Source organism: Moorena sp. (genome assembly GCF_982860115.1).
Map to the genome: position 1 here is coordinate 1 of NZ_CEYLVT010000449.1, position 1,914 is coordinate 1,914.

General features: G+C 38.9%; 2 protein-coding genes. Both read right to left on the reverse strand.

What is annotated here, in order from left to right:
• Positions 1-989: hybrid sensor histidine kinase/response regulator (locus AC4II3_RS32580; RefSeq protein WP_488029450.1), on the reverse strand; the 989-nt coding region annotated here is incomplete at its 3' end.
• Between the two features lie 100 nt (positions 990-1,089).
• On the reverse strand, positions 1,090-1,914 hold an 825-nt coding region (locus AC4II3_RS32585; RefSeq protein ID WP_490723042.1), incomplete at its 5' end, for a sensor histidine kinase.

A 1,914-nucleotide genomic window follows, 5' to 3' on the forward strand; every position in this document is an offset into this window, starting at 1 on the left:
CCTAATCCAGAGCCTTGTTGCTCGTAGAGTTTACGATCAAATTGCATATAGGCTCCGAGTTTAGCAATTTGAGTTGGTGTCATGCCTCGTCCCTGATCTATCACCAAAATATTTAACTTCTTATCCTGGAAATAACTCTGAATCTGAATCGGCTTACCAAAGTCGGAAAACTTCAAGGCATTATCAATTATTTCTTCAACAATTTTCGTAAATTTGGATTGAGAAATCTTGACAACTACTTCTTGCAGTTCTAACTGTAAATCGTCTTTCCGGTTTACGTTCAGACATTTTTGGATAGCAAGGTCTTGGATAATTGTTCTAGTAAAACTTTGCTCTCCATAATCAAGCAGCTTCCTGGCTTGCTTAGGTTGTTGCTCGATTCGTGCTAGTTCTGCATAGAGTAAAAAATTATGGGTGAGCCGATATAAACGTTCTCCAGAGACACAGATTTCCTTAAGCATTTCCATAGCTTCATCCCGCTCTATGGTATCATAGTCCTCTATCAGGAATTGGGCAAGATTTAAAATGCCATTGAGAGGAGTACGCAACTCATGAGGTAGTGAATGAGTGATGTTATCGCGCAATTCATCCACCTGTTTCTGAGATTCTTGCTCAACAGCCATATGCTTGGCTAAGCGGGTTGTGATTGCTCCTAATAATTCATCTCTAGTAAATGGCTTGGTCAGATAATCATCTGCGCCCAGTTCCATCCCCATCCGCAGATCAGATTTTGTAGATTTAGCCGTAAGAAAAATCAAGGGAATTGTCTGGGTGGATGGAATTTCTTGTAACTGAATCATTACACCGTAACCATCCAGTTTCGGCATTTTAATATCGCAAATAATCAAATCAGGACTTTCATTTTTTGCCAATTCGACACCAATTTCACCATTTTCTGCTTCCATAACATCGAAATTTTCAGCCCGAAGTATTTCAACAATAATCGTACGGATATCTTCCTCGTCTTCAATAACTAAAATGTGCGACATATATCAGTTTATCCTTCAAAAAAACAACATTTATCAACGTTTTTCAAGACCAAGTAAAACTAATCCTTTGTTCTAGGCATAATCATAATTCCTATTAGGTTCAACTGCCAACTGCCAACTGGCAAACAGCTCTCGGTATTTTTACTTGCTCTGGAGCTGCAGGAGAGCACAGTGGAATTGTGACCGTAAACGTTGTTCCAATACCGACTTGGCTATTTACCGTAATTTCACCACCGTGTACTTCCACAGACTGTTTTACAATTGCAAGTCCGAGTCCAGTTCCTGGAATATTGCCTACATTATTGCATCGATGAAATGACTCAAACAGTTGCTTTTGGTCTTCTTCTGGAATACCAATACCCTGGTCTTTAATCTTAAAGGTAACCTCTTCTTGATTACAAATCAAGTCAAAGTTTATGGTGCTATCCTTAGGGGAATATTTAGTAGCATTTGATAGCAAATTTCTCAAGATGTGTCTGAGAATTTGTTCATCGAACTCAGCCTCTGGGCATTCACATTGAATAGTAAAAACAATGGTTTGTTTGGTGTTAAGACCTAGTTCTATCTCTTCGACTAAATCACGGCAGAATTCAAGTAAATTTAATGGTGCAGGGTTGAATTTTATTTTTCCGGCGTTGGCTTTATTGACTACCAACACATCATCCAACATCTGCAGCATATGTTTGACATTGGCTTGAATCCGATCTAGATAGTTTTGTTTTTTATCCTCATTCCAATTCTGGCTATAATATTTGAAAATTTCAGTAACTCCCATAATACTGGTTAGGGGGGTGCGGAACTCGTGGGAAGTCATAGAGATAAATCGAGATTTGAGTTCAGTGAGTTCCTTTTCTCTTTCGAGGGATTTGCGAATCTGTTTTTCCAGTCGCTCCCTAACTTGAACGTCATGCAAAGTCTGGTAAAG